General features: G+C 58.5%; 25 protein-coding genes and 1 pseudogene. 10 read left to right on the top strand and 16 right to left on the bottom strand.

Annotated elements, in window-relative coordinates; genetic code table 11:
* Positions 1–19: 19 nt before the first annotated feature.
* From QMK58_RS08295 to QMK58_RS08280, 4 genes are all read right to left on the bottom strand, one after another.
* Positions 20–1195: an L-rhamnonate dehydratase gene (locus QMK58_RS08295; RefSeq protein WP_015096352.1), complete on the bottom strand. Its 1176-nt coding sequence runs from the start codon at positions 1193–1195 to the stop codon at positions 20–22.
* A 320-nt stretch (positions 1196–1515) separates the two neighbouring features.
* Positions 1516–2520: a 4-hydroxythreonine-4-phosphate dehydrogenase PdxA gene (locus QMK58_RS08290; protein WP_053156286.1), complete on the bottom strand. Its 1005-nt coding sequence runs from the start codon at positions 2518–2520 to the stop codon at positions 1516–1518.
* Positions 2517–3488 carry an amidohydrolase family protein gene (locus tag QMK58_RS08285; RefSeq protein WP_082344433.1) on the bottom strand — a complete coding sequence of 324 codons (972 nt, stop codon included), beginning with the start codon at positions 3486–3488 and terminating at the stop codon, positions 2517–2519. The genes QMK58_RS08290 and QMK58_RS08285 overlap by 4 nt, the downstream gene beginning before the upstream one ends.
* Positions 3481–4818: an MFS transporter gene (locus QMK58_RS08280; protein WP_053156282.1), complete on the bottom strand. Its 1338-nt coding sequence runs from the start codon at positions 4816–4818 to the stop codon at positions 3481–3483. The genes QMK58_RS08285 and QMK58_RS08280 overlap by 8 nt, the downstream gene beginning before the upstream one ends.
* A 447-nt stretch (positions 4819–5265) precedes the next feature.
* On the opposite strand from QMK58_RS08280, the gene QMK58_RS08275 reads away from it, so the two are divergent.
* From QMK58_RS08275 to QMK58_RS08250, 6 genes are all read left to right on the top strand, one after another.
* Entirely contained in the window at positions 5266–6279 is a 1014-nt protein-coding gene (locus QMK58_RS08275) for a tripartite tricarboxylate transporter substrate binding protein (RefSeq protein WP_320396135.1), read from the top strand.
* 51 nt (positions 6280–6330) lie between these two features.
* Positions 6331–6864, top strand: coding sequence for a tripartite tricarboxylate transporter TctB family protein (locus QMK58_RS08270; protein WP_053156276.1), 534 nt, complete (start codon positions 6331–6333; stop codon positions 6862–6864).
* The gene (locus QMK58_RS08265) at positions 6861–8390 is read left to right on the top strand and encodes a tripartite tricarboxylate transporter permease (RefSeq protein ID WP_053156273.1); all 1530 of its coding nucleotides are present in this window, start codon (positions 6861–6863) and stop codon (positions 8388–8390) included. The genes QMK58_RS08270 and QMK58_RS08265 overlap by 4 nt, the downstream gene beginning before the upstream one ends.
* Before the next feature lie 69 nt (positions 8391–8459).
* A complete protein-coding gene (locus tag QMK58_RS08260) occupies positions 8460–9401 on the top strand; it encodes a LysR family transcriptional regulator (RefSeq protein ID WP_053156270.1) in 942 nt (313 codons plus the stop codon).
* Between the two features lie 238 nt (positions 9402–9639).
* Positions 9640–10203, top strand: a complete 564-nt coding sequence (locus QMK58_RS08255; protein WP_320396134.1) for an SUMF1/EgtB/PvdO family nonheme iron enzyme — start codon at positions 9640–9642, stop codon at positions 10201–10203.
* Between the two features lie 11 nt (positions 10204–10214).
* Entirely contained in the window at positions 10215–10550 is a 336-nt protein-coding gene (locus tag QMK58_RS08250) for a formylglycine-generating enzyme family protein (RefSeq protein ID WP_320396133.1), read from the top strand.
* A gap of 341 nt (positions 10551–10891) precedes the next feature.
* Here QMK58_RS08250 and QMK58_RS08245 read toward each other — a convergent pair.
* From QMK58_RS08245 to cysK, 3 genes and pseudogenes are all read right to left on the bottom strand, one after another.
* Positions 10892–11149: pseudogene (locus tag QMK58_RS08245) on the bottom strand (type VI secretion system tip protein VgrG); the annotation flags it as partial.
* Positions 11150–11598: 449 nt separating this feature from the next.
* On the bottom strand, positions 11599–12537 hold the full coding sequence (locus tag QMK58_RS08240) for an aspartyl/asparaginyl beta-hydroxylase domain-containing protein (protein ID WP_053156265.1): 939 nt from the start codon (positions 12535–12537) through the stop codon (positions 11599–11601).
* Positions 12538–12763: 226 nt separating this feature from the next.
* Positions 12764–13738 carry a cysteine synthase A gene (gene cysK, locus QMK58_RS08235; protein WP_053156261.1) on the bottom strand — a complete coding sequence of 325 codons (975 nt, stop codon included), beginning with the start codon at positions 13736–13738 and terminating at the stop codon, positions 12764–12766.
* A gap of 137 nt (positions 13739–13875) precedes the next feature.
* Here cysK and QMK58_RS08230 point away from each other — a divergent pair, with 137 nt between their 5' ends.
* The gene (locus QMK58_RS08230) at positions 13876–14952 is read left to right on the top strand and encodes a DUF748 domain-containing protein (protein ID WP_053156258.1); all 1077 of its coding nucleotides are present in this window, start codon (positions 13876–13878) and stop codon (positions 14950–14952) included.
* Here the strand turns inward: QMK58_RS08230 and QMK58_RS08225 are convergent.
* Positions 14949–15449 (bottom strand): DUF2442 domain-containing protein, encoded by a 501-nt coding sequence (locus QMK58_RS08225; protein WP_320396132.1) that lies wholly within the window; start codon positions 15447–15449, stop codon positions 14949–14951. The genes QMK58_RS08230 and QMK58_RS08225 overlap by 4 nt on opposite strands.
* Positions 15437–15667: a DUF4160 domain-containing protein gene (locus tag QMK58_RS08220; protein ID WP_320396131.1), complete on the bottom strand. Its 231-nt coding sequence runs from the start codon at positions 15665–15667 to the stop codon at positions 15437–15439. Before QMK58_RS08220 ends, QMK58_RS08225 begins: the two co-directional genes overlap by 13 nt.
* A gap of 204 nt (positions 15668–15871) precedes the next feature.
* Between QMK58_RS08220 and QMK58_RS08215 the strand changes: the two genes are divergently transcribed.
* Entirely contained in the window at positions 15872–16717 is an 846-nt protein-coding gene (locus tag QMK58_RS08215; protein WP_053156248.1) for an AAA family ATPase, read from the top strand.
* Between the two features lie 11 nt (positions 16718–16728).
* Positions 16729–17907 carry a vWA domain-containing protein gene (locus QMK58_RS08210; protein ID WP_053156245.1) on the top strand — a complete coding sequence of 393 codons (1179 nt, stop codon included), beginning with the start codon at positions 16729–16731 and terminating at the stop codon, positions 17905–17907.
* A gap of 100 nt (positions 17908–18007) precedes the next feature.
* Here QMK58_RS08210 and QMK58_RS08205 read toward each other — a convergent pair whose 3' ends face one another.
* From QMK58_RS08205 to QMK58_RS08190, 4 genes are all read right to left on the bottom strand, one after another.
* Positions 18008–18928 carry a biotin-dependent carboxyltransferase family protein gene (locus QMK58_RS08205; protein ID WP_320396130.1) on the bottom strand — a complete coding sequence of 307 codons (921 nt, stop codon included), beginning with the start codon at positions 18926–18928 and terminating at the stop codon, positions 18008–18010.
* On the bottom strand, positions 18925–19629 hold the full coding sequence (gene pxpB, locus QMK58_RS08200) for a 5-oxoprolinase subunit PxpB (protein ID WP_053156239.1): 705 nt from the start codon (positions 19627–19629) through the stop codon (positions 18925–18927). Before pxpB ends, QMK58_RS08205 begins: the two co-directional genes overlap by 4 nt.
* On the bottom strand, positions 19626–20378 hold the full coding sequence (locus tag QMK58_RS08195; protein WP_320396129.1) for a 5-oxoprolinase subunit PxpA: 753 nt from the start codon (positions 20376–20378) through the stop codon (positions 19626–19628). The genes pxpB and QMK58_RS08195 overlap by 4 nt, the downstream gene beginning before the upstream one ends.
* Before the next feature lie 66 nt (positions 20379–20444).
* The gene (locus QMK58_RS08190) at positions 20445–21731 is read right to left on the bottom strand and encodes an MFS transporter (protein ID WP_053156234.1); all 1287 of its coding nucleotides are present in this window, start codon (positions 21729–21731) and stop codon (positions 20445–20447) included.
* Positions 21732–21877: 146 nt separating this feature from the next.
* Between QMK58_RS08190 and QMK58_RS08185 the strand changes: the two genes are divergently transcribed.
* Complete coding sequence (locus tag QMK58_RS08185) at positions 21878–22792, top strand: LysR family transcriptional regulator (protein WP_053156231.1); 915 nt, start codon at positions 21878–21880, stop codon at positions 22790–22792.
* Positions 22793–22860: 68 nt separating this feature from the next.
* On the opposite strand, the gene QMK58_RS08180 is transcribed toward QMK58_RS08185, so the two are convergent.
* From QMK58_RS08180 to QMK58_RS08170, 3 genes are read right to left on the bottom strand one after another with little or no spacing between them, the layout of a single operon-like run.
* Entirely contained in the window at positions 22861–23403 is a 543-nt protein-coding gene (locus tag QMK58_RS08180; RefSeq protein WP_053156228.1) for a DUF2937 family protein, read from the bottom strand.
* Positions 23404–23415: 12 nt separating this feature from the next.
* Entirely contained in the window at positions 23416–24192 is a 777-nt protein-coding gene (locus QMK58_RS08175; protein ID WP_053156224.1) for a class II glutamine amidotransferase, read from the bottom strand.
* Between the two features lie 32 nt (positions 24193–24224).
* Positions 24225–24722, bottom strand: a complete 498-nt coding sequence (locus QMK58_RS08170) for a hypothetical protein (RefSeq protein WP_053156221.1) — start codon at positions 24720–24722, stop codon at positions 24225–24227.
* Positions 24723–24776 lie beyond the last annotated feature (54 nt).

Below are 24776 nucleotides of genomic sequence, written 5' to 3'. Positions count from 1 at the left end.
CGAAAGCGGCGCCTGAAGGTCATTCGATGATGTTGAAATCGCTCAGGTATTCATCGGAGATTTCCAGGCCAAGGCCCGGTTTGTTGTCATCGAGCTGGATGTAGCCGTTGACCGGTTGCGGCTCGCCCTTGAACACGTAGTAGAAGAGTTCGTTGCCGACCTCGACGTCGAATACCGGAAAGAACTCGGCCATCGGCGAAGCGGTGGTGGACATGGTCAGGTGGTAGTTGTGCATCTGCCCGGCGTGGGGAATGACTGGCACCGACCAGGCCTCCGCCATGGCGTTGATCTTGCGCGCAGCGGTGATGCCGCCGACGCGGTTGGTGTCGTACTGGATGACGTCGACGGCGCGGCGTTCCAGCAGGTCCTTGAAGCCGTAGGAGGTGAATTCGTGCTCGCCGCCGGAGATCGGCATGATCCCCATTTTCTTCAGTTCGATGTAGCCTTCGATGTCGTCGGCGATCACCGGTTCTTCGAGCCAGCGCGGTTCGAATTCGGCCAGTTTCGGCAGCATGCGGCGGGCATATTCCAGGGTCCAGCCCATGTAGCATTCGAGCATGATGTCAACGTCCGGGCCGGCCAGTTCACGCAAGGCACGCACCTGTTCGATGTTGCGGCGCATGCCCGCCGGGCCGTCTTTGGGGCCGTAACCGAAGCGCATTTTCAACGCGGTGAAACCCTGGCTCAGGTAGCCCTGGGCTTCTTCGAGGAACAGGTCGAGGTTGTCGTTGGCGTAGAGCTTGGACGCGTAGGTCCAGATCTTTTCCTTGGTGCGCCCGCCGAGCAGCTTGAACACCGGTTTGTTCACCGCCTTGCCCATGATGTCCCAGATGGCAATGTCGATGGCCGAGATTGCGGCCATGCCGATGCCTTTGCGGCCCCAGGCATGGCTCTGGCGGTACATTTTCTGCCAGATGTATTCGTTGTCGAACGGATCTTCGCCAATTGCGATCGGCGCCAGATAGGTGTCGATGATTTCCTTGGCCACACGCGGCGCCAGGGCGCAGTTACCGATGCCGACAAGACCGGTGTCGGTCTCGACTTCCACCACCAGCCAGCCGTGGAAACGGAACGAGCCCATGGCGTCGCCGCGCTCGAACAGGATGTCGCTGGCGTTGGTGCAGAAGTGCGCTTGAGGGGGGACGACTTTGCCTTTCCACTCGAAAACTCGGGTACGGATCGCTTTGATTTTCATGAATACAGTTCCTTGGGCTGCCGGCTTTCTTGTCATTGTTGGTCGTGTGCGCAGAGCCTCTGGATGGATGGGCTTTGGCATTCGATGGGCCGACTTTAGCCAGCGCCCGGGGGCTGCGGATAATCACTTATGCGTATCCGGCGATAACCAGGGGTGATCGCAAAAAGCAGTTATCCCGTAGATCGAGTTATCGGGGCAATACCTAAAACTGTAGGAGCTGGCTTGCCAGCAATAGCGGCCCGACAGTCACTTCAAGGGTGTCTGTCAGGCCGTCATCGCTGGTAAGCCAGCTCCTACAAGGGGTTTCGTGGGTCTGAAAGTCAGTAGCGGTTGCCACCCATCCGGCAAGCAATCTCGAACGCCTGGCGAATCGCACCAACATTCGCCTTGCCCTGCCCCGCGATATCAAACGCCGTGCCGTGGGCCGGAGTGGTGATCGGGATCGGCAAACCGCCCTGCACCGTCACGCCGCGAGAGAAACCCATCAGCTTGATCGCGATCTGGCCCTGGTCGTGATACATCGTGACGACCGCGTCGAAGGCGCTGGCATCGCCCTGGACCTTGAGGAAAATCGTATCCGCCGGATACGGCCCTTGCGCCTCAATCCCCAACGTCTGTGCCGAGCGCACGGCCGGGCCGATGATGTCCAGTTCTTCGCGGCCGAACGAGCCGTTATCGCCGTTATGCGGGTTCAACCCACACACGCCGATGCGCGGTTTTTCCAGTCCGTTGCGCTTGAGCGCGGTGTCGATCAACTGGATCGCTTCGATCACCCGCTTTTCGCTGAGCAACCCCGGCACATCCTTCAAGGCCACATGGGACGTCACCCGTGAAGTCCACAGATTGTCGAGCACATTGAATTCACAGAACGGCCCGTGGAAATCCAGCAGCTCGGCAAACCAGTGCAACTCATCGCTGTGCGCCATGCCGGCCATGTGCAGCGAAGTCTTGTTCAACGGCCCGAACAGCACCGCGTCGGTCGTGCCGGCCTCGGTCAGGCGCAGGGCGACTTCCAGGGTATCGAGGCTATAGCGACCGCCAACCACGCTGGCTTCACTGCGCGGGAACTCACCGACCGTGTCGCCGCGAAAGTCGTAGAGCAGTGGCGTGTCATCAACAAAGGAAATTTGCTCCAGCGACTCCACGCGTCGATATGGAAACTCCAGCCCGGCGATGCGCATGCCGCGACGCATTTCCGCTTCGTCGGCGATCAGGATCACGTTGGCCTTGCGGCGCACGTCGGACTCGCCGAGCAGGCGTGCGATCAATTCCGGACCGATGCCCGCAGGGTCACCCAGGACCATCGCGATGGTGGATTTTTTCATGCTTCACTCCTCAAGGGTTCAGGCTGCGCCCGGTCAATGGCGCAAGGCTCGCAGCGATAAACACGCTGCGCGTTGCTGTAGAACAGTCGCTCCTGATCAGCCCAGGGCAGATCGGCGACGATGGATTTGAAACCGCTGTAGATGTCGTCGAACGAGCCGCACAGGCTGTCGACCGGAAAGTTGCTGGCGAACATCGCCCGGTGGCTGCCGAACATGGCGATGACTTCGCGCACGATCCAGGCATTGTCCTTGGCGCGCCACCGCTGGCCGCCCTGCCCCAGGCCAGAAATTTTCACCACGACGTTCGGCCACTGGGCCAGCCGCGCCATTGCCAGGCGCCAGGCGGCCAGGCCTTCGGCGCTGCGGTCATTGGGCAACCCGGCGTGGTTGAGAATCAGCGTGATGCCAGGGAAATCCCGGGCCAGGCGTTCGGCCTCGTGCAGGTTCCACCAAGGCGTCTGCAAATCGAAGTGCAGGCCCAGGCCTTCCAGTGCGGCGTAGCTGCGGCGCCAGTGCTCGTCGCTCATCAGACTGCGCATGTGACCCACTTGCGACGCCGCGGCCGGCCCGCCCGGTTTGTGACGCACGCTGCGCACATGCTTGAAGCGCGCCTGCTCGGTGAGCACATCGATGGCGTCCGGATGATCGAGCCAGGCTTGCGCGACGACCGCATTCGGCACGCCGTAGCGAGCGGCGAGTTGCTCGATGAAACGGGTTTCGCCAATCGGGTCTTCAGGGTTCCATTCGGTCTCGACGTACACCGTTTGCACGATGTTGTGCGGACCTGCATCGGCGAAATAATCCTCGGGAAAATATCGGCGTTTGATCGCGGTGTAATCGCCGTAGCGAAACGGGATGTTGGCCTCGGGCGCGAGCCACGGATGGTCGTTGACGGTGGGGTCCCAGAAGTGATGATGGGCGTCGATGATCGGGCCGTTCCAGGCTTTTTTCAGTAAGAGCTCAGTCATGACGCACCTCGTCGAGGCTGATGAACAACGTCGCCAGCACAAACACTGCCGAACACGCCGCGAAGAACCCGAGCACCGGGGCAAAACCACCGGCCGCTTGCAGAATCACCCCCACCAGAATCGGCACCGCGATGCCGCCGGTGCTGCCGGCCATGTTCATGACGCCGCCGATCAAACCGACTCGCGCCGGGGCTGCCAGCAGCGCCGGGAAGCTCCAGTAGAGACTGCCCCACATCAGGAAAAATGCGGTCATGGCCAACAACGCCACCGCCGCGTAGGGATTGGTCAGGGTCGGCAGCATCAGGAACGCACCCAGAGCGACCAGCCCGGAAAACGCCAGCAGACTTTTGACCGCGACACCTCGGCTGACACCTTTGCGGATCAAACCGTCGCACAGGAAACCACCGGTCAACGAACCCAGCGCACCGCAGATGAAGATCACAAACGTCGCGGCGCCAATGCCCTTGATATCGAAGCCGCGAGCCTGGGCCAGATAGCTCGGCCCCCAGGTCAGCAGACCGAAATACACCATCGCCCAACTGGCCCGTCCGATCAGCAAACCACTCAGGGAACGGGCGGCGATGCCCAGCCCCTTGACCGGCACCCGCGCCGCTTCGGCGGCAGGGGTTGCACGTCCGACATTGATTTTTTCCAGCTCCGCTTCATTGACCTGCGGATGACAGGCCGGGTCATCGCGCAGGTAACGCCGCGCCACCCAGGCCAGCACCAACGTGGCAATCCCGGCGATCACAAAGGCCAGGCGCCAGGAGTCCAGCGACGCGATCAGGTACGCAATGATCAACCCGCCCAGCGCCACGCCCAATGGACTGCCGCTGTCCATCAACACGGCGCCGCGACTGCGTTCGCTCGGGGCCAGCCACAAAGAAATCAGCTTGCCGCCCGAGGGGAACAACGGCGCTTCCGCCGCGCCCAGCGCCACCCGCGCAAACAATAGCGACAAGCCGCCGGTAGCAAACGCTGCCAATACCTGAAAGGTGCCCCACAACCCGGTTGACCAGCTGATGACCCGATGCGGGCCGAAGCGATCGATCAGCCAACCGCCGGGAATCTGCAACAACGCGTACGCCCAGAAAAAGCTGCTGAGGATCAGCCCTTGCAGGCTCGGCGACAGGGAGAATTCGTGGGCGATGGTCGGCATGGCGATGGACAGCGATACCCGGTCAATCAGGTTGACCATGGTCAGAGCGAAGATGATCGCGAAGATCTTCCAGCGTACACCGCTGGCTTTGGCACTGGCTTGCGCGGGAGCAGCGGCCTGCGTCTGGACACTTGCGTCGGGCAGGCTCAGGGAAGCACTGGATCGAGCCATGGTGCGTACCTCGTTTTATTATTGTTGTGCAGATGCAAACGTCGATCTGTAGGAGCCGGCTTGCTGGCGATGGCGGCGCATCAATCAACATTGATGGCGCCTGACACACCGCTATCGCCAGCAAGCCGGCTCCTACAGGATTGGCGTTGTGCCGCGTTTGTTGCGGCGTTGTTGAACACTATCGAAGGCTCACTGATAACCGTCTAATCAAAACTTGAAATCAGGTGATAGCCACGGGTTATGTCATGTCGTGCTTTCAATGACCTTTCAACTCAGATCCTTGTAGGAGCAGGCTCGCTCCCACTGCTATAACCCCAGGCTATCGGTGTATGTATTGTTTTGACTAGACGCCACGCCAGGACCTTCACACACTCAGGCCAGGCTTGCAGCTTTCGAACGTAGACAAGTCACTACTCATAACAACTACAAAAACGAGGCCCTTCCATCATGCGAAATGCATTCGTCCGTAGCACATCCCGTCTGTTTCTTGGTTGCACACTGGTCGCCGCCGGCGCCCTTCCTGCTCTGGCTCACGCCTGGCAACCGGACAAGAACGTCGAAATCGTTGTCGCCGGTGGCCCAGGTGGCGGCACAGACCAGCTCGGTCGGCTGATCCAGTCGATCATCACCACGCACAAGCTGCTCGACGTCAATACCATCGTCCTCAACAAGGGTGGCGGCAATGGCGCCGAAGCCTTCCTCGACATGAAAATGAACAAGGGCGACGCGGAAAAACTGGTGATCGGCACCAACAACATCTACCTGTTGCCGCTGGTCTCCAAGCTCGGTTACCAATGGCAGGAACTGACGCCGATTGCCGCCGTGGCCGAGGACGACTTCATCCTCTGGAGCTATAAAGGCGCGCCGTGGAAGGATGCAAAAAGTTTCTACGAAGCGGTCAAGGCCGATCCCTCCAACCTGCGCATGGGCGGCAGCCAGTCCAAGGACGTCGACCAGACCCTGACCCTGCTGCTCAACCAGACCAACAACGCCAAACTGGTGTACATCCCATTCAAGAGCGGTAGCGAAGCCGCAACGCAACTGGCCGGCAAACACATCGCCGCCAACGTCAACAACCCCAGCGAAAGCATCAGTCAATGGCGCGGAGACCAGATCGAGCCGCTCTGTGTGTTCAGTAAAGAACGCATGAGCTACACCGAAAAAGTCGCCGGCGACAAATCCTGGGCCGATGTACCGACCTGCCATGAACAAGGCCTGGGCATCGACCAATATCGCTTCCCGCGCACCGTGTTCATGCCCGGCGACATCAGCGCCGAACAACGGGCGTTTTATGTCGAGTTGATGCGCAAAGTCACCGAAACGCCTGAGTTCAAGGCCTACGTGAAACAGAACGCACTGGTGCCGACCTTCCTTGAAGGCGAACCACTGACCGCCTACATCGAAAAAGACACCGCCCGCGTCACCCCGGTGTTCAAAGAAGCCGGCTGGCTGAAAAACTAAGTTGTCGCGGCCGCTCGCCTGCGGGCGAGCGTCTCCTGCTGGAGGTATTTCATGTCCCATTCTTCGGATTCACCGGCACTGGTCGGCACCCGCTGGGTCGAACTCGGCCTGACGCTGTTCACCACCCTGATCGGCGCCGTGGTGATGTTCGGCAGTGTTGAACAAGGCATCGGCTGGGGTGATGCCGGCCCCGAGCCGGGTTACTTCCCCTTCTATATCGGCCTGTTGCTGAGCGCCGCGAGCGTGGGCAACGCCGTACTGACGCTGGTGCGCTGGCAGGCCATGAGCGTGGCTTTCGTCAGTCGCGACGCATTCCGGCAAGTGTTGTCGGTGTTCGTACCGATTGCGCTGTTCGTCGCCGCCATGCCGTTCACCGGCATCTACGTGGCCTCGGCGTGTTTCATCGCCTGGTTCATGTGGCGTGACAAGGTTCGCGTCAAGCCGTACGGCAAGTGGATGATTGGCAGCGTATCGCTCGGCGCGGTGCTCGCCAGTTACCTGATTTTCGCGTTGTGGTTCAAGGTGCCGCTGGATGCCGGCCCGATGGGCGACTGGATTGCCCTGGCCGGGAGAAACTTCAAATGAGCGAGTTCGACTCCCTGCTGCAAGGCATGAACCTGATCCTCACCCCAGGCCACATCGGCTTGATGGTGATCGGCGTACTGCTGGGCATTCTGGTCGGCGTCCTGCCCGGCCTCGGCGCCCCCAATGGCGTGGCGCTTTTGCTACCGCTGACGTTCACCATGTCGCCAGTGTCGGCGATCATTTTGCTGTCGTGCATGTATTGGGGCGCGCTGTTTGGCGGCTCGATCACCTCGATTCTGTTCAACATTCCCGGCGAGCCCTCATCGGTGGCGACCACCTTCGACGGTTACCCGATGGCCCGCGAAGGTCGCGCCGCCGAGGCATTGACCGCCGCATTCAGTTCGGCACTGATCGGCGCATTGTGCGGGGTGCTGCTGCTGACGTTCCTGTCGACCAAGATCGCCGCGTTCGCCATGTCTTTCAGTTCGCCGGAGTTCTTCGCGGTGTACCTGTTGGCTTTCTGCACCTTCATCGGCATGAGCAAGAACCCGCCGCTGAAAACTGTGGTGGCGATGATGATCGGTTTCGCCATGGCGGCTGTCGGCATGGACACCGTGTCAGGCAACCTGCGCCTGACCTTCGACCAACCGACCCTGATGACCGGCATCAGCTTTGAAGTGGCGGTGATCGGCCTGTTCGGCATCGGCGAAATCCTCTGCACCGTCGAAGAAGGTCTGGTGTTCCGTGGCGAACATGCACGTATTACACCGATGGTGATCTTGCGCACCTGGGCAAAACTGCCGCGCTACTGGTGGACGATCGTGCGCAGCACCCTGGTCGGTTGCTGGATGGGCATCACCCCCGGCGGCCCAACCGCTGCGTCGTTCATGAGCTACAGCCTGGCACGGCGTTTCTCGAAGAACCGCGACAACTTTGGCAAAGGCGAAATCGAAGGCGTGATCGCACCCGAGACGGCCGACCACGCGGCGGGCACCAGCGCTCTGTTGCCAATGCTGACCCTCGGCATTCCGGGTTCGGCCACCGCCGCGGTCATGCTCGGCGGCTTGATGATCTGGGGGCTGCATCCCGGGCCTACGCTGTTCGTCGAGCAACATGATTTTGTCTGGGGCCTGATCGCCAGCATGTACCTGGGCAACGTGGTGAGCCTGATCGTGGTGTTGGCCACCGTGCCACTATTCGCTTCGATCCTGCGCATTCCGTTCTCGATCATCGCGCCAATCATCATCATGGTCTGCGCCATCGGTGCGTACTCGGTGCACAACTCGTTTTTCGACGTGGTGCTGATGCTGGGCTTCGGCGCGCTGGGTTATCTGTTCAAGAAGCTCGGCTACCCGATTGCGCCGTTGGTGCTGGCTGCGGTTTTGGGCGACAAAGCCGAAGATGCATTCCGTCAATCGATGCTGTTTTCTGACGGGCACCTAGGGATTTTCTGGTCCAACCCGCTGGTGGGCAGCCTGACCACGGCGGCCCTGCTGATGCTGTTCTGGCCGCTGATTTCCAAGGCCTTGGGCCTCTTGATCGGCCTGCGTAAACCACACGTCGCCAAGCCAAAATCGGTGCTGTGACACAGCAATGCTGGCAACGCCTGACATTTGTTGTCAGGCTTGCCGCAGACTTTCTTGCGAGCGCGGCCCATGACCCGAATTCCTGTTGCCAATGTCATCCATAGTCGACTTCGTCTGCGCCAGCTGAGGCTGATGCTGGCGTTGCAGGAATTCGGTTCGTTGCGCCGCGCTGCCGACCACATCGGCATGACTCAACCGGCGGCGACCAAGATGCTCCACGAAGCCGAGGATCTGCTCGGCGTGGAATTGTTCGAACGCCTGCCCCGGGGCATGCGCTCTACCCCGTTCGGGGAAACCGTCATCTACTACGCGCGGATGGTCTTCGCCGAACTGAGCGGCATGCGTGAAGAACTGGTCGCCCTCGAATCCGGCAACCTGGGCCGGGTCGCGGTGGGTGCCATTCCGGCATTGGCCTCGGGGCTGCTGACCCGCACCATCGCCACCTTGAAGAAAAGCCACCCGCGCTTGTCCATGAGCATTCAGGTCGACACCAGCGACGTGCTGGTGCAGGCACTGTTGCAGGATCAACTGGACATCGTGTTGGGACGGATTCCCGCAGGTGCCCGCGCCGAAGAGTTGCTTTTCGACAGTCTCGGCGAAGAAGCCTTGTGCGTGATTGCCGGTGCACAACATCCACTGGCGAAAGCCACGCAACTGAGCTGGGCTGAATTGCAGAACATGACCTGGGTACTGCAACAACACCCAAGTCCGATGCGCGCCATTATCAATCAGGTGTTTCACAACGCCCGCGTCGACATTCCGAGCAGCATCGTCGAGACCACATCGATCATGACCTTGCTGTCGCTGATTCAACAGACCGACATGCTCGGGGTGACGCCGGTTTCAGTGGTCGAGGATTACCCCGGCCGGGATCTGCTGGCGGTGTTGCCGATCAAATTCGAAGCGCGACTGCCGCCGTATGGGCTGATTACCCGCCGACATCGCATCCAGTCTTCGGCGATGCAGGCGTTCATGAATTCGGTGCGGGCCGAGCACACGCTGAGCACATAAGAAGCGCGGGTTACGCCCCGTATCTTTCCAAAAACTCTCCCGGTATCCACATTCGATCCGTTGGATGATCAGACAGCAATAACTAAAGAATATTTACAAACTTCAACAACTTCATAAGATAACTCCGATATTCAAGTAGGACTTTTCCGAAAAACAAGCTAACAGCAAAATCATCCTTTAATGCTTAATACTGAAATAACAACCAATGATAACCTTGCAAGTCTAGCCAAGCCTATACATGCAAGGACCCGTCCATGACCAGACAGGTATTGTTAACAGGTCTCACTCTATTGCCTCACGGGCTGTCAGGCACAAACGTTACCGCTTCCTTTCGCCCGGCAAAGTAGCCCAGATCGCCGCGACCATTGAGCAACAACACCCAGCACTTTCCACCGAAGTTCGCGGCAAGCTGCTGAATACTGTGGTGCTATCACTGGATAACATGGTGTTTGTCGAGGGAGGTGAATTTCAAATGGGGGATTTTGGTTGGCCGTTCGATGATAACCCAACAAATATGTGTGACTGGCCCTGCGGTGTGGAGCCGGAACGGATGGGGCGTATCAGCAGGGATGCTGACGACGACTACGTTCATCTCGTTAAGCTGAGCAGTTACTCCTTTTCGAAATTTCAAGTGACGCTGAGAGATTTCGATCTGTTTTTTATTGCTCAAGGCAAACCATTGTTTGACGCTGAATATCGTGAGCGGGAAAATTTAAAGTTCAAGCGTTTTGCACCTAATCTACCTGCACCAGTAAAAAGCTGGCAGGAAGCCAAGGACTACTGCGGTTGGTTAGGGGGCTAAGTGGGTTTCCCGTGGATCTGCCCACTGAGGCTCAATGGGAATATGCCGCACGTAATCGTGGTCAATGGGTAATGTTCCCCACCGACAATGGCAGCCTGAATTATGGGCGCAACTTTCCCAATCCGGGATCTGGTCGTACTTTCGCAGTTGATAGTTTTGTACCTAACCCCCTTGGGATCTACAACCTCTCTGGAAACGCCACCGATTGGGTGAATGATTGGTACGGAAAAAATTATTACCGTAACTCACCAGTGGAAAATCCTACCGGCCCCGAAACAGGCACACTTCGGATTCGCAGAGGATCGAACTATCCGGAAGAGCCAGTATTCAGCGCGACGCTGGGCTGATGAGCGTATAAAAATGGGTATTTCGCAGGCGATGGCTTCCGCTGTGCTATTCAGTCCGATCAACCGCTATAGAGCGGAAACAATGAGGGCGTTGTGTATGCGTCCTCATTATTGCTCACTGCCTACGCCAAACAATCAAACCTGCCGCTGTTGTGTGCAGCCAACAGTACATCGTCTTTGCGCCAGGCATTGCTCGGCTTCCAGGCCATCACTTCGGACAACAGAACAACCAGCGCCTGCTCTTGTTTTTCGATGAACATTCCGCTCACTCCTGCCACAACCCCTTCCGTCAGCAGGTAAACCATGGGGCCAATGGTTTCCGGTTTCATTAGACCACTACACAGGCGCTTGCCGGACGCACCGACTGACACCTCTTCGATACGCCCATGAAGGCCTTCGCCGTTGTGACCGAACCGGAGAAAGGCCGGCTGACTGAGCAGGCTTTCCAGGTCCAGATCCGGGTACTCGCTGACCAACTCCACCCGGATCGCATACAAGGTGCTGATGCTTTCGACACCGTCAAACGCCAGGACCTTGAAATCGTTGCGTACGGTGGGAATTTTCAGTTCGAAATGCGCGGTATGGGCCGGCGCGAACATAGGCTTGTCCTTAAGCTGAGAGAAGCAGAGAGGAAATGAAACGCAGCATCCAAACCCTCGGTGGTCTGCATGCGAACAGTGCCGAGCACGCTAACAAGGAGGAAAAAAAGTTTATGTAGGAAGCTTCCTGATTTGCCGCACGAACCTTCCGGCACTACAGAATATTATGTCTGCAAACGGCAGGCAGTGAGCACGACAACAGGCAGCTGCAGGCGCGCAGGCACTCACGGATCTCGCACTACGACCATGGGATTACAATCTGGGATATCGGCTTCCTTGCGCCCGAACAGGCAAAGGCAGCGAACCGAAAAAAGAACCCAGGACAAATGTCTCGAGCCTTCTCGGGTTTATGCGGTTTTGCGGAATACGAAAACCAGGCCGGCGACGATCAACATCCTGCGAGCAGGCTCGTCGTCTCCAGCCGGTTGCTTATTCGTTGGATGCAGGGCTCAGGCAAACAACCAATACCCCAACAACCCCAGCACCATTACCGCCAGCACCGGTCGCAATACACGGTAAGCCTCGGGGTAACGGCGCTTCCATCGTTTGACCACACCGCTGATTCTGTCGCTGGAGCACTTGCTCCAGGCGTACGCCTTATTGATCCCGCCGACACGCTCGTCATCAAGATTCTGCGGTGCCGTGGCGCGCCCAAGGAAGCCACTGACGAAACGGTTTATGCCGGTCATCATTCGGCTACTCAGTGGTCGCTCGATGTCGCAAAACAGGATGACCCGGGTCTGCTCGGTTTCGTTCTTGACCCAATGCACATAGGTCTCATCGAACATCACGTCCTCACCATCACGCCAGGCGTAAACCTGACCATCGACGAAAATGCGGCAATCTTCGGAGTTGGGGGTCGACAGACCCAGGTGATAACGCAACGAACCGGCGAATGGATCGCGATGCGGGTTGAGGTGACTGCCACCTGGTAGCAGCGCAAACATCGCGCCCTTCACGTTAGGAATCTTGCTGACAAGTTCCACTGTTTTCGGGCACAGGAGTTCCGCCGATGGCAGTGGTTTGTCATACCACTTGAGGTAGAAACGCTTCCAGCCCTTCTTGAAGAATGAACCGAATCCGGCGTCGTTGTTCTTCTCGGCAGCGCGGATGTAACCCTCATCGAACAGTTCCAACGCTTCGTCGCGTATGGTTTCCCAGTTGTCCTTGAGCACGTCCAGTTCAGGGAACCTGCTGCGGTCGAGGTAAGGTTTTGAAGGCACATTTGAAAACAGGTACATCAAGGCGTTGTAAGGTGCGAACAACGCCGAGTGGTTGACGAACTGACGCAGGACAGGCAACCGCGCCTTGCCACGTAAATGCACATATAGGGTACTGCCAATAAATAGCAGCAATAACGACGCCTTCGCGACGAAGGGTAGGTTCATCTACAACTCCTTGTTAACAATTCAGACTGCAACGCCATTTACCCGACGCTGCCCTTGGCATGATAAACATTGCCAATCACGGAAATAACCGCCTGACTCAACATTCAGTTTTAACAGTTACGCAACAAAGCCACTGTTAATAACACCAAGTACCTGAACGCCAGCTGATCTGAACCTCCTGCTGATGACGAGGGTTTCCCCTCACCATCAGGCCTGCACCAGCCCCTTACTGCTGATTCTCCTGCTCGGTGAACAGATCGCTGAACAGCATGCTGGAGAGATAACGTTCGCCTGAATCCGGCAAGATCACCACGATGGTCTTGCCCTGCATTTCCGGGGTTTCGGCTAAACGCACTGCCACCGCCATTGCTGCGCCACAAGAGATGCCGCACAAAATCCCTTCTTCCTGCATCAACCTCAGGGCCATCGCCTTGGACTCATCGTCGCTGACCAACTCAACGCGATCGACAATCGACAGATCAAGGTTCTTTGGTACAAAACCGGCACCGATGCCCTGGATCTTGTGCGGGCTCGGTTTGATCTCCTCTCCTGCCAGCGCTTGAGTAATCACTGGGGAGACAATCGGTTCCACCGCCACCGAAAGAATCGGTTTGCCCTGGGTATTCTTGATATACCGCGAAACACCCGTGATGGTTCCGCCCGTTCCGACGCCTGCGACCAGCACGTCGACAGCACCATCGGTATCGTTCCAGATTTCGGGGCCCGTGGTCTTTTCGTGGATGGCCGGGTTGGCCGGGTTATCGAACTGAGCCGGCATGAAATACATGGACGGATCGCCAGCAACAATTTCACCCGCTTTCTCAATGGCGCCTTTCATGCCCTTGGCGGGCTCGGTCAGCACCAGTTCAGCTCCCAGAGCCTTGAGCACTTTGCGCCGTTCGATACTCATGGAGGCAGGCATGGTCAGCATCAATTTGTAACCACGGGCGGCAGCCACGAAGGCCAGGCCGATGCCGGTGTTTCCGGAAGTCGGCTCGACGATGGTCATGCCCGGCTTGAGTTTGCCACTGCTTTCAGCGTCCCAGATCATGTTCGCGCCGATCCGGCACTTGACTGAGTACCCCGGGTTACGACCTTCGATCTTGGCCAGGATAGTGACGCCACGCGGGGCGATCCGGTTGATTTGCACCAGCGGTGTATTGCCAATGGAATGGGCGTTGTCAGCGAAAATTCGGCTCATGGCTATGTCCTTGACTCATATCTGCAACATTAAAAACAGGGCATCAAGGTAAGCCTCTTGCCCGTAGGCGTCCAGTCAGGTCGAACGTCCTGTTGTCAGCGCAGTCAATGGCTTTACATCGCCAGAGATTTGCCATCATGAAACGTCGCTACAGCTGGCCCCTGTGGACCTTCGCGGCCCTCGTTGCGCTGCTGATTACCCTGCACTTCGCCCTGCCCTATCTGGTGCGCAACTACCTCAATGAAAAGCTGGCTGACATGGGTGATTACCGGGGGCAAATCGTCGACGTTGACCTGGCACTGTGGCGCGGCGCCTACAAAATCAACGGACTTAGAATCGTCAAGGTCAATGGCAAAGTACCGGTGCCCTTCGTCAATGCGCCGTTGATCGATCTTTCGGTCAGTTGGCATTCCCTGTGGTACGACCACGCGGTCGTTGCCCAAGTACAATTTTTTGACCCCGAAGTGAATTTCGTCGATGGCGGAGCCAACAAGAAAAACTCACAGACCGGTGAAGGCACTGACTGGCGAGCGCAATTGGGCAAATTACTGCCGATCACCCTGGATGAAGTACGGATTCATGACGGTCGACTCACTTTTCGAAATTTCAACTCCAAACCGCCGGTCAACATGAATGCCACGCAGGTCAACGCCAGCATCTTTAACCTGACCAACGTGGTCGACAAAGAAGGCAAGCGCGATGCGCGCTTCGAAGGCAAGGCGCTGCTGCTGGGGCACGCGCCGCTGGAAACCACGGCGACGTTCGATCCTTTGAGCAATTTCGAGGATTTCGAATTCCGGATGAGGGCCACGGATATCCAGCTCAAGCGCATGAACGACTTCGCTGCGGCCTACGGCAAGTTCGACTTCAACGCCGGGCATGGCGATGTGGTGATAGAAGCCAAGGCCGACAAAGGACGCCTTACCGGTTACATCAAGCCTTTGCTGCGCGATGTTGACGTATTCAATTGGCAACAGGACGTGGAAAACAAGGACAAAGGCCTGTTTCGCTCGATCTGGGAAGCTTTGGTCGGTGGTACCGAGACCGTTTTGAAAAACCAGGGCAAAAACCAGTTCGCCACGCGCGTCGAACTCAAAGGCAATGTGCATCAACAAAATATCAGTGCGTTCCAGGCGTTTTTACAGATTTTGCGCAATGGCTTCGTTCAGGCCTTCAATGCGCGGTACGAGCGACCGAAGCCGGAAGCGGGTTAAGGTTTACGCGTAACGACGTAGCGACCTGTTTTCTCCGCTGCCTGGGACTGCTTCATTTGCTGCTGCAGAAAATCCCAACCCAGACACGCCAAGGCCAGTGAACGTGGCACCGCTTCGCGACCGCTGCTGTAGCGGCTGATGCTGCGGGTGCTGACTCCCAGCGCTTCGGCGGCCTGATTGAGCGGCAGCCCGTTGCGGGCACGCCAATCTATAAAAATCCGAGTATTTTCGTCGGACGCATTTTGCGCGAGGGCATCCAGATACAAGGTGTCGGCGCCTATCTGAATATCCGGCTCCGGCCATTCGACGCACCAGCCGTCGTCACCGAGGGAGGCGGCCTCGAAAGCAGTTCCCTGCAATGGCTGCAAGCCGGGAAAAGCCTGCAAGTCATGGCTCAAATCCAGGGTCAGTTGCTGACCGTCGATGAAGGTCAGCGCCAGCCGGTAATCCGACAACGCCTGCACGGCCGACAAACGGGGTCGTTTCATGGGTAACATCGTTTCCATTCCTCCAGCAATTGCGTCTGATGGGCTCTGATCCACGCCAGCGCTTCCTTGATAATCAGCGGCGGTGCCTTGCCGACCATCACTTCGATGGTTCCCAGGCTGAGCATGACGTCCGGCCCGCCACCCGTCAGATGAACATGCGGCGGTGGATGATCCTTTTCGCGCAACTGAATGCGGTACGTATCGCGAAATCGATATTTAGTAGACATGCCCGGCAAGCTATCGCCAATATGGCGATAGCTCAATACTGGCTAGCCGCCGAGACTGAGTCAAGATGTGACGCCCCATTCAGAGACTGAATAAGCCGTCTGCGTTCACAGTCGACCGGGCACCGCGTTATAGTCGGCGCTGACCATTTTATTGCGCCCCGCCCTGCCTCGTTCAGGTCGGCGTTACCGTTCGAGGATTAGCAGATGAAGTTCGAAGGCACCCAGGCCTACGTCGCCACCGATGACCTGAAGCTGGCGGTCAACGCCGCCATCACCCTGGAGCGGCCATTGCTGGTCAAGGGCGAACCGGGCACCGGCAAGACCATGCTCGCCGAGCAACTGGCCGAATCCTTTGGTGCCAAGCTGATCACCTGGCACATCAAATCGACCACCAAGGCCCATCAAGGCCTGTACGAGTATGACGCGGTGAGCCGTCTGCGCGATTCGCAACTGGGCACGGAAAAAGTCCACGACGTTCGCAACTACCTGAAAAAGGGCAAGCTCTGGGAGGCTTTCGAGTCCGAAGAGCGTGTGATCCTGCTGATCGACGAAATCGACAAGGCCGACATCGAGTTCCCGAACGACCTGCTGCAAGAACTCGACAAGATGGAGTTCTACGTTTACGAGATCGACGAAACGATCAAGGCCAAGAAACGCCCGATCATCATCATTACCTCCAACAACGAGAAAGAGCTGCCGGATGCCTTCCTTCGCCGCTGCTTCTTCCACTACATCGCCTTCCCTGACCGCAACACCCTGCAAAAAATCGTCGACGTGCACTACCCGGACATCAAGAAGGACCTGGTCAGCGAAGCGCTGGACGTGTTCTTTGACGTGCGCAAGGTGCCAGGCCTGAAGAAAAAGCCGTCGACCTCCGAGCTCGTCGATTGGCTGAAGCTGCTGATGGCCGACAACATCGGCGAAGCGGTGCTGCGCGAACGTGATCCGACCAAGGCCATCCCGCCGCTGGCCGGTGCCCTGGTCAAGAACGAACAGGACGTGCAACTGCTGGAGCGTCTGGCGTTCATGAGCCGTCGCGGCAGTCGATAAGGGCCAACGCCATGTTGCTCAACCTGTTCAATGAAATGCGCGCAGCCAAGGTGCCGGTCTCGGTGCGTGAGCTGCTGGACCTGATCAACGCGCTGAAACAGCGCGTGACTTTCGCCGACATGGACGAGTTCTATTACCTGGCCAGGGCGATCCTGGTAAAGGACGAAAAGCATTTCGACAAGTTCGATCGCGCTTTCGGCGCCTACTTCAATGGTCTGGAAAAACTCGATGACCACTTGCAGGCGTTGATTCCAGAAGACTGGCTGCGCAAGGAATTCGAGCGCTCGCTGACCGACGAAGAGCGGGCGGCGATCCAGTCCCTCGGTGGCCTGGACAAACTGATCGAAGAGTTCAAGAAACGCCTGGAAGAACAGAAAGAACGCCATGCCGGCGGCAACAAGTGGATCGGCACTGGCGGCACCAGCCCGTTCGGCTCCGGCGGCTTCAACCCAGAAGGTATTCGGGTCGGTGACGCCGGTAAGCGCCAGGGTAAAGCGGTCAAGGTCTGGGACCAGCGCGAGTACAAGAACCTCGACGATTCGGTGGAACTGGGCACCCGCAACATCAAGGTCGCCCTGCGTCGCCTGCGCAAGTTCGCCCGTCAGGGCGCGGCGGAGGAACTGGACATCGATGGCACCATCGACCACACCGCAAAGGACGCCGGGTTGTTGAATATCCAGATGCGTCCGGAGCGACGCAACACGGTCAAATTGTTGCTGCTGTTCGACATCGGCGGCTCGATGGACGCGCACGTAAAAATCTGCGAAGAGCTGTTCTCGGCCTGCAAGACCGAGTTCAAGCATCTGGAGTACTTCTACTTCCACAACTTCATTTATGAATCGGTGTGGAAGAACAACATGCGTCGCACCTCCGAGCGCACTTCGACCATGGACCTGCTGCACAAGTATGGCGCCGACTACAAAGTGATCTTCATCGGTGACGCTGCCATGGCACCGTATGAAATCACCCAGCCGGGCGGCAGTGTCGAGCACTGGAACGAAGAAGCCGGTTACGTTTGGATGCAGCGGTTCAAGGAGAAGTACAAGAAGCTCATCTGGATCAATCCGTACCCGAAAGACACGTGGGGGTATACCTCGTCGACCAACATCGTACGGGATTTGATCGACGACCAGATGTATCCGCTGACCCTTCGGGGGTTGGAGGAAGGGATGCGGTTTTTGTCCAAGTAACACCTCTGTCCTGTAGGAGCTGGCTTGCCAGCGAAGGCGTCCGATCTGTCGCGACAAGGATCAAGATTGCTTTCGCCGGCAAGCCGGCTCCTACAGGGGGTCACCTGAACCGGTGCAGATATTCGACCTGTTCGCGATGCGCCACTTCCTGCACCACCGGCCGCAACCGCACCTGCGCTCCCGGCAGATACTGCGCCAGCCGCGCCAGCGCCAACGGCGTCAACGCCCCCAATCGCGGATAACCGCCAATGGTCTGTCGATCATTGAGCAGCACAATCGGCTGACCGTCCGGTGGCACCTGAACAGCGCCCAACGGGATGCCTTCGGAAATCATCGGTTTTCCCTGGTACTGCAACGCCTTGCCCAACAGACGAATGCCCATCCGGTCGGCTCGGCTGTCGAGGGTCCAGGAAGTGTTGAAGGCATCGAACAGGCTTTGCCCGCTGAACTCGCCAATCTGAGCGCCAAGGACCAGATCCAAAGGCGTATCCAGAGTCAGATCGGGGCGCTGGTCGGCCGTCAGCTCGCGCAACAACATCAGCGAATTGCCCGCACTGCTCAAACTTGCGCCTTTGCTCAAGGCCCGCCCCATGCCATCCAGCCCGCCCAGTTCTTCACGGACCACCGTCGCACTGCTGCCCAACACCCTCGGTGCGTCAAACCCGCCGGGGGCGGCCAGATAGGCGCGAGCGCCGAGCAATGGCTGGGTGAACTGCAAACGCTGGCCTTTGTGCAAGCGGAAACTGCGCCAGGGTGCCAACACCTCGCCATCCACTTGTGCCCCCAGATCCGCCCCGGCCAGCGCCAGCACGCAATCGTCCTCGGCCACGACGGTGAAACCGCCGAGGGTGATTTCGATCACCGTCGCATCCAGTCCGTTACCCAGCATCCAGTTAGCCCACGACATCGAACGCCAATCAGCCGCGCCGCCCTGGGTCACGCCCAGATGCCGCACGCCGAATCGACCGGCATCTTGCAACAGACACAGCGGTGTACTCGCTTCAATTGTCAAACGGCTCATGCCAAGGCCTCCAACGGTGTGTCATCTCCGCCCAGATTGATGAACTCGGCATGGCCGATCGCTTCAAAGCGCACGGTGTCGCCCGGTCGCATCAGGCTGTATCCATCGCGATTTCGATCGAACAATTTCGCCGGGGTACGACCAATCAGGTTCCAGCCACCTGGCGATACCACTGGGTAGGCGGCCGTCTGCCGTTCGGCGATGCCGACACTGCCGGCGGCGACTTTTTTGCGTGGCGTGTTCAAGCGCGGCGTGGCGAGCACTTCTTCCACCAGCCCCATAAAGGCAAATCCGGGCGCAAAACCCAGGGCGAACACCTGATATTCATGTGCGCTGTGACGGCGAATCACCTCCTCCACCGGCAGTCCGCTGCGCTGCGCCAGAAGGTCCAACTCAGGGCCCACGCTCAAGTCGTACCACACCGGCAACACATGGCAGGTGCCGCGAGTGCGCGCGTTGGGCGACAGATCGATTAACGCTTGGGCAATCAATTCCCGCGCTTGATCCGGGCTCAAGGCAGTCAGGTCGTAATGCACCATCAATGTCGTATAGGACGGCACCAGATCGATCAGATGATCAGCGAACGCCGCACGCAGACTTTCGCTGGCGGCGAGCATCCATGGCATGTTGGCTTCGGCGATCTCATCGAACAGACGCACCATCAGGCAATCGAGGGCGACGATTTCTACCCGTATTTTCATGATGTGTGCTGCCGGTTCAGCGCTTCACGGATGCGTTGCACGGCGGCGACCGAATGGGCATTGTCGCCGTGCACGCAGAGGGTGTTGGCTTGCAGATGCAAAGGGCTACCGTCATTGGCGGTGAGGTCGTCGCCACGGGCAATGATCAGCGCCTGTTCGATGATTTCCTCCGGGTCGTGATGCACGGCCCCCGGCGTTTGTCGCGCCACCAACCTGCCGGCGCTATCGTAGGCGCGGTCAGCAAAGGCTTCGAACCACAGGGTCACACCGCACTCATCGCCCAACTGCTGGGCGGCGCTGTTGTCTTTGGTCGCCATCAGCATCAGCGGCAGGTTGCGGTCATAGGACGCTACCGCTTGCAGCACCGCACGCAACTGCGCCGGATTGGCCATCATGTCGTTGTACATCGCGCCGTGAGGTTTTACGTAGCTTACCCGCCCGCCCTGGGCACGGCAGATGCCATCGAGGGCGCCGATCTGGTAATGCACAATGTCTTGTAGTTCCTGGGTGGCATAGGCCATGGAACGTCGCCCGAAACCAACCAGATCCTGATAGGCCGGATGCGCGCCGATCTGCACGCCGTGGCTGAGAGCCAGGCTGACGGTCTTGCGCATGATGCTCGGGTCGCCGGCATGGAAACCGCAAGCGATGTTGGCGCAATCGATGAAGGGCATGACCTCGGCGTCCAGACCCATGGTCCAGCTGCCGAAGCTCTCGCCGATATCGCAGTTCAATAGCAGGCGGCTCACAATGAACACTCCTGTAGGCTTTATTCTTTTTAGCTGCGGGACATTTCTGAGCCCGCAGGTTATCAGTTACTGCGCATCCAGTTGTTTACCACGGGTTTCCGGCAGGCTCAGGGCCGCGAGGATTACCACGCCGTAGGACACTGCCGCAAAGGCACCGATGCCTACACTCAGCGGAACTGTCTGGCTGAGCAGGCCGATCAGCAGCGGAAACAACGCCGCCAGCGCACGGCCGATGTTGTAGCAAAAACCCTGGCCCGAACCGCGAATGCGTGTAGGGAACAACTCGGTCAGAAACGCGCCCATGCCGCTGAAAATCCCCGAGGCGAAGAAACCCAACGGGAAGCCCAGCCACAGCATCACGCCGTTGCTGACCGGCAGTTGCGTGTACAGCAGGACGATGGTGAAGGAGCCGACCGCGAACAGGATGAAGTTCTTTTTTCGTCCGAGGATGTCAGTCAAATAAGCGCTGATAACGTAGCCAACGTAGGATCCAATGATCACCATCGCCAGATAACCGCCGGTGCCGAGTACGCTCAGACCGCGTTCATTCTTCAGAAAAGTCGGCAGCCAGGAAGTGATGGCGTAGTAGCCGCCCAATGCACCGGTGGTCAGCAACGAAGCGCGAAACGTGGTGAAGAGCATGCCGGGAGCAAAGATCTCGTAGAACTTCGACGGATTGCTCGGTTCCTGTTTAGCCTTGGCTTCACGGTAAATTTCCGGATCCTTGACCAACCGGCGAACGAAAATCACGAAAATCGCCGGCACGATGCCAAGGATGAACAGTGCGCGCCAGGCGTCTTCCGGCGGCAGTACCGAGAACAGCAAGGCATACAGAATCGCCGTCAGCCCCCAGCCCAGAGCCCAACCGGATTGCACCATGCCGACAGCCTTGCCACGGTCCTGGGCACGAATCACTTCGCCGATCAGCACCGCGCCGGCCGTCCATTCGCCGCCGAAACCGAAGCCCATCAGGGTCCGTGCAATCAACAGTTGTTCATAGCTCTGGGCAAAGCCGCAGAGGAAGGTGAAAAACGCAAACCACAGCACAGTCAGTTGCAGGGTGCGAACGCGACCGATGCGGTCGGAGAGAATCCCCGCCACCCAGCCACCGATGGCCGAGGCAATCAGGGTGCTGGTATGAATCAGCCCGGCCTGCCCGGTGGTAATGCCCCACATCGCAATCAGGGTTGGCACCACGAAGCTGAGCATCTGCGTGTCCATGCCATCGAGGCCATAGCCGATCTTGCAGCTCCAGAAGGTGCGACGTTCCTGCTGATTGATGTTGCGATACCAGTCGAAAGGTCCCGGCCGGGCCGTTGCTTTCGGGATGGCAGTGGTGTCGGGCGCACTCATGGCAAATCTCCGCGCTGATTTTATTGGTATTGTTCTGAGCCCCGACGACGCCTATCGTGGGAACCGGATGCGTCGATTTTTGGACGCGCGCCCCTGCGGCGTCCAACTAATAAAAACCCGCCTTAGCCATAAGAAATTCTTATCCGATGAATCTGAAGTTTCTCGAGACCTTTGTCTGGGTCGCCCGGCTCAAGAGTTTTCGCCTGACGGCCGACAAGCTCTTCACTACCCAGGCGTCGATTTCCAGCCGTATTGCCGTGCTGGAAAGCGAGTTGGGGGTGAAGTTGTTTCTGCGCGATTCGCGCGGCGTCAGCCTGACGCCCGAAGGCTTGAAAGTGCTCGATTACGCCGAGCAGATGATGGACACCATGCAGGCGCTGAAACAGTCGATCGAAACCCGTTCGAGCAAGGCCGGGCGCGTGCGCATCGGCGTGATGGACACGGTGATCCATACCTGGCTCAGCCCGTTGGTAGCGCAGATGACCGATCACTATCCACGGGTGGAAATCGAGTTGGTGGCCGATACCTCGCTTAACCTCTGCGATCAGCTGCAAAAAGGCTTTCTGGATGTGATCCTGCAAACTGATTTGCTGCGCCATGAAAGCGTGCGCAGCCTGGAACTGGCGAGTCACCCGATGGGCTGGATCGTCGCCAGCAATTCCATCTACAACCGCGAGTATTCTGGCATCGCCGACCTGGCCAATGAGCGGATCATTACCTATTCGAAAAACTCCCATCCGCATCAGGAAGTGCTCGCGCTGATGCAGGCCGCCGGCGTGTTGGCGCCACGGCTGAACTGCGTGAATTCGGTGTCGGCGATTACCCGCTTGTTGCGCGACGGTTTTGGCATCGGCGCCTTGCCGCCGGTGCTGGTGGCCGAGGAACTGGCGCGAGGCGAACTGACCTTGCTCGACATCGATCAACGACCACCGAACTTGCAAGTGGTGGTGTCGTGGCGGGTGGGCGTGGAGTGGGTCGAGGAAATTGTGGCGTTGTGTCAGCAGGTGCTGGAGGGGTATGCGCGGAAGGTGGGTGAGGGCTACATCGTTTTAAATCGCTGAAGATCAAAAGATCTCAGCCTTCGGCAGCTCCTACAGATGAGCGCGCTGCCGAAGGCTGCGATCTTTTCTTACAAACCGCGCAAATCCCGCTCTTCAATCGGCCGGCTCTGGCGCAGACGCTTGCCGCCCAGCACCACCCAGTCGATCAGACGGAACAGGCACTCGATCCCGAACGACAACAGCAACGCGCCGCTCATGCCCCAGATCATCGCCTCCGGAGTCAGCAAGATCTGATAGCTGTAGCCATTCCAGGTTTCCTTGCGAATGTCCGGATCGGCGGCCAGCACCACTTGCAGGAAGCGGATGTACCACGGGCCCTGCATCGCCTGGAACTGCTTGTCCAGCGCCACCTGACGGGTCAGCAGGTTGTTCAGACTGTCGGCATCGCTGCGAAAGATCGGGTCTTCGCTGGCGCGGTAATGAGCCACCAAAGCCTGCATGTCGCCCTTGAAAAACTGGTTGGCAGTGCCCTGAAATCCACTCAACCCGGCCTGGGCCTCAATCAGGTGCGCCTCGACCCGTTTGGCGTAATCGTTGATGAACCCCGGCACCTGGACACCGATCAACAGGCCTGCTGCGAACAACACCAGCCGTAGGTAACTGAGCAACATGGGGAACAATCCTTAGGAAGTCTGGCCCTGACTGACGCATTCACCGCGTCGCCACAGGCTCCATTGACCCGGTTCGTAACGGGTCCAGGTTTCGTTTTCGGTCAACGGTTCGGTAGCGATCACGGTGACCACATCATTGGGTGTTGTTTCGGCCTGAAAATCGACGATCACATCGACATCTTTCAAGCGCGCCGGGCCGAAAGGTGCACGTCGGGTAATCTGCGCCAGTTTGGTCGAGCAATAGCAGAACAGCCAGTCGCCATCACTGAGCAAGCAGTTGAACACACCTTTGCTGCGGTATTCAGCGCACGCTGCTACCAGGTCCGGCAGCAGCTCTTCCACATCGACCGGATCAGGGAACGCCGCACGCACGCGGTTAAGCAAATCACAGAACGCCGACTCGCTGTCGGTATCGCCGACGGGGCGGTAGAAACTGGTAGTCGGCTGAAAATCTGCCAGTTGGCCGTTATGTGCGAAACACCAGTTGCGTCCCCACAGTTCACGGACGAACGGATGGGTGTTGGACAGGCAGACCTTACCGACGTTGGCCTGGCGGATATGCCCGATCACCACTTCGCTCTTGATCGGATAGCGTTGCACCAGGTTGGCGACTTCCGACTCGCAGCTCGCCGCCGGATCCTGGAAAAGCCGCAGCCCGCGACCTTCATAGAAAGCGATACCCCAGCCATCGCGGTGCGGGCCGGTGCGTCCGCCGCGCTGCATCAGCCCGGTGAAGCTGAACACGATATCGGTCGGGACATTGGCGCTCATGCCCAATAACTCACACATGTTCGGGACTCTCGCTCAATGGCAGGGCAAGGTTATAGACGGGGTTCGACGCGCATCCGCTGGGGATTGCTCGGTACAGGTGGACGACCGTAGCGATCATCGCCGGCACCGCCGAACGGATGATCCTCTTCTGGCTCGTCGGCCCGAGCAGCGGCCCTGGCGGCGGCAGACTGTTCTTTGCGAGCGTTGGAAGCACGCTCGATGGGGAAGCGGATCGCTACCATCACCAGATAAAGGCCGAAGGCGATCATGCCGTACATGAACAGATCGGAAATCGCCCGCCACGCGTTGTTGCCGACCTTGAACAGCAGGTCCAGAGCCGTAATGGCGATGGCCGGCGCGACTTTATCCTTCACCGGGTCGATGATGGTCGGGCTGAACAACAGCACCGCCATCAGCAGCCGCAGCGGTTCACGCAGCCAACGCCACATCCAGTGGGTAATGCGCATCCACACCAACAGGCAGCCCAAAGCGGCGAAGGCGTAGAGGCCCCAAGCGATCAGATAGTCGTTCTCGGTCATGGTGTCCATGGCAAGGCAGGCAAAGAGGCGCTTATGATAACGGCTTTTCGTCCGTCAGGCTCC

Source organism: Pseudomonas sp. P8_241 (assembly GCF_034008315.1).
GTDB lineage: Bacteria > Pseudomonadota > Gammaproteobacteria > Pseudomonadales > Pseudomonadaceae > Aquipseudomonas.
The sequence above is the reverse complement of the archived record's forward strand: the minus strand, read 5'-3'. Positions and strand labels throughout refer to the sequence as shown.